This window comes from uncultured Granulicatella sp. (assembly GCF_963528195.1).
Classification (GTDB): Bacteria; Bacillota; Bacilli; order Lactobacillales; family Aerococcaceae; genus Granulicatella.
On the sequence record NZ_CAURVN010000073.1, the window covers coordinates 1 to 3194 of the forward strand.

Annotated in this window: 4 protein-coding genes; all 4 read right to left on the minus strand. The window is 28.6% G+C overall.

Annotated features, from left to right (window positions below; genetic code table 11):
* Window positions 1-254: 254 nt before the first annotated feature.
* Window positions 255-899, minus strand: a complete 645-nt coding sequence (locus tag RWR88_RS08665; RefSeq protein WP_314451876.1) for a hypothetical protein — start codon at window positions 897-899, stop codon at window positions 255-257.
* Between the two features lie 36 nt (window positions 900-935).
* Window positions 936-2009: a hypothetical protein gene (locus tag RWR88_RS08670; RefSeq protein ID WP_314451878.1), complete on the minus strand. Its 1074-nt coding sequence runs from the start codon at window positions 2007-2009 to the stop codon at window positions 936-938.
* Window positions 2006-2479 (minus strand): hypothetical protein, encoded by a 474-nt coding sequence (locus RWR88_RS08675; RefSeq protein WP_314451880.1) that lies wholly within the window; start codon window positions 2477-2479, stop codon window positions 2006-2008. The genes RWR88_RS08670 and RWR88_RS08675 overlap by 4 nt, the downstream gene beginning before the upstream one ends.
* Before the next feature lie 89 nt (window positions 2480-2568).
* Window positions 2569-3021, minus strand: coding sequence for a hypothetical protein (locus RWR88_RS08680; protein WP_314451882.1), 453 nt, complete (start codon window positions 3019-3021; stop codon window positions 2569-2571).
* Between the last annotated feature and the right edge of the window lie 173 nt (window positions 3022-3194).

Here is a 3194-nt window from a genome sequence, read left to right on the forward strand (position 1 = left end):
GTGCCAGCATCCACACTGGTATTGCTTAATAAAAACATTGAGAGTTTTACTTATAACCACTGGTAGAGGCAATATTCAGAATTCTTTAGATTTTTGGCCGCACTTTTAGTTGATAGGCACAAGCGATGACGCTTGCACCATCATAGGAGGAGTTTTTCAAGTATTTTTTATTGAGTTCAGGTACATGCTGGGAAGTATGTACTATCGTTATTAGAGTGCTATCAAGGGTATATTAGCTATTGAGTCATATAGAATCATAATATTCTTGCTTCGACATAGTCAATAAAATCTAGGATAAGATATTCACTCATACTTACCAATCCTGATTTTGATACTGATATTTTATAATTTTTAACTTTTGATTTTATGCACCAAGAAATAGTATCAACAACATATTGCTTATCCTTCAATACTTCTAGCTCTGAAATGTTTATTTCATCATTAGATTTAAAAGTTATTTCAGAAAAAATATTTTCTGTGATTTTTAAATTAGATACTTTAATAAGTATCAGCTTTGCCTCATGTTCTTTAAATGAAATCCATTCTTTGACATTATCAAAAGATATTGATATTGGTTCAAAGGCTAAATCTAAATCGAATAGTTCAAATAATGTATTAGAGAATTCTTTTATGTTACGCGTTGGATCTTGTATTCTTAGATAGATCGAACCTTTAATCTCTGATATAGAAAATTGTAGAGAATTAAGAATGTCTATATTTGCATTTTCTTGATGAAATATGGAGATATGATAAAAAATACCACTAACACTATTTTCAGATTTATAACTTATTTTAAATCCTTTTTTTACCCCATTATCAAAGGGCAAGGAATTTATTATATCTAAGATATTACGTATCTCTTTTCTTGTTAATAAGCGATACCATCGATATCTAACCATAATTAGATACTCCTATTCTATATAATTTAGCTAATTTTAAAGAGACTCTAATGCATTTTTAGCAGATTCTTCCAGTTTGTCCATAAAATCAATTTGCTCTAACATTTTTGGTGCTCTTGGGAATTTATATGAACTTAATGTTTGAGTGGCAGTATCATATTTAGGTTCACTAATGTGTTTCACAATATAAGAAAATAGATCGCAATTCTCTTTATCTTTAAATTCTATGTCTACAGTATATAAAAGGTTGGTTTTTATGCTTTTTAAGGTCGCAATAACTTTGACATAGTAGAAGCCTTTATCTGAAAGATGTCTTAATTCTGATGTTAAATGAACATCATTTCCTTTTAAATGAGCATCATTTATATTCGCAATTATTTTTTCTCTCTCATCTTCAGATTCTGTTTCTTCAAGTAGACTATTATTCTTAAAAATCCCTACCTGAGTAATCTCTTCTAGTTCATATTCTTGGATATTTTTAATAGTTTCAAGTATAAATTTTGTTCTTAAATTTGGATCATTAATATCATTAAGAGTTATTACATTTCGCTTTAAATTTTCTTCATCTAGCGAAATTATACTAGAAACTAAATCCTCTTTAATTTTATTAATAAACTTTGTTTGAGTAGATCTAATGTGAGCTGTATTATCTTCAATGTTAATAGTTATTTTTCCATGTCGAGTAGTCATTTGCTGGAAATCTGATTTACTATAATCAATTTCTGTATATGTTATATCTAGCTCTTGCTCTTTTGCTAGTGGTTTATATATTGCAGTGCAACCATTTTCATTTAAATATTTTTCTAAATCTTTCAATTTAAACTTAATATTGTCATAAGAAAGAGATGTTTTATTGCTATCTGTAATTTCTGTAGATGTTATTTTTTCTCTTCTTGGTATGATTCCTATGCTATCAGCTATTAATTTGTGATCTATAAAATCATGAGTCAGTCTAGAAAAATAAGTGGCTAACTCTTCTCTATCTGTATCTGAAGAACAGATAATGCCTTTTCTAATAAACAATTCTTGAATTGTTCTTCCTGTTATTTTATTTTGATTTAATGCATTATATACACTTCTGTCATTGGCATATGCTAGGCTTTGTTTCATGATAGTTCATTCCAACCCTGTAATATATTAATAAAATTAGGAATATTTTGATCTATTATGGTTATTTCTAGATCTTTAAGACTTTCTATAATACTATTTGAAAAATTCCATTCTTGTAAATATCTCTGTTTTGCTATCGTAAAATTATTAGATATGGAACTTGAAACATTCGCATTTGATGCTCTAATTTTCAAATTTTCATCAAATGGAATTTGAACACTAGTTAAATAATCAAATAAATATAAAAAGTCATTTTCACTTTCACCTATCCCATTATAATAAATTAGGAAACCTTCATTTTCACCTTTTTTATATTTTATAACCGTATAATTTGAACAAATCATTTCTATCGTGCAGGGTAAAGGGGGGCTCATTGAATTTGAAATAATATTCTTACTTAGTCTATGGTTAGGGTAATAGAATGAATATTCATCATAAAGCTCATTTTTTAATGATTTTAGATCAGTCACTAATGAATTTATTCTATTTATAGTTAGTGGATCTAGTAAATGTATGTATTGCCCGCGTTCTATTGGGATGTTTTCTAGTTTTACTTGATTTAGAATATAGTTATAATATCATGCTCATATTTATAATCTGAATTATATAAGAATAATAAACCTCTTACTTCCTTTGTTGCTTCCCCACAACACACAAACTTAGCCCATTCGGAAGAATCTTGAGCACAGCTAATAGTTTCAGCAAGAGATTTTAAACTACTTCTAATCTTAGGTGGAGTAATAGATTTCTGACTGTAGCTTTTGAAGTCAGTATTTAGATAAATTTTCTTACCTAAGTAAGGATCTATATAAGAAAAAGAAGCATCCATTGGGTGGGTCCCTTGATTATTATGATAGGTTTTTCCTACTTCTTTTTTCTCTCCATCTTTAGGAACGGGACATGAACATGAGAAATTAATATTTGTTGGTGGACAAACATCCCAAAATAATGCTTTAAAAATCCTCTGTCCAATTTCTTCAGCTATCTTTGATTTGTTTACAGTTTCTCCCATAAGAAATCCTTATTTAGTAATTAATTTTTATAATGAATAAAATTTTTAGGCATTATATCACTTCATCGCCACACCCAACCATTTCATCATCTCTCTCTCATCCCAACCTTTACGTTTGGCATAATCTTGAGCTTGGTCTTCATCAATGCGACCTAAAGTGAAATAGTTACTTG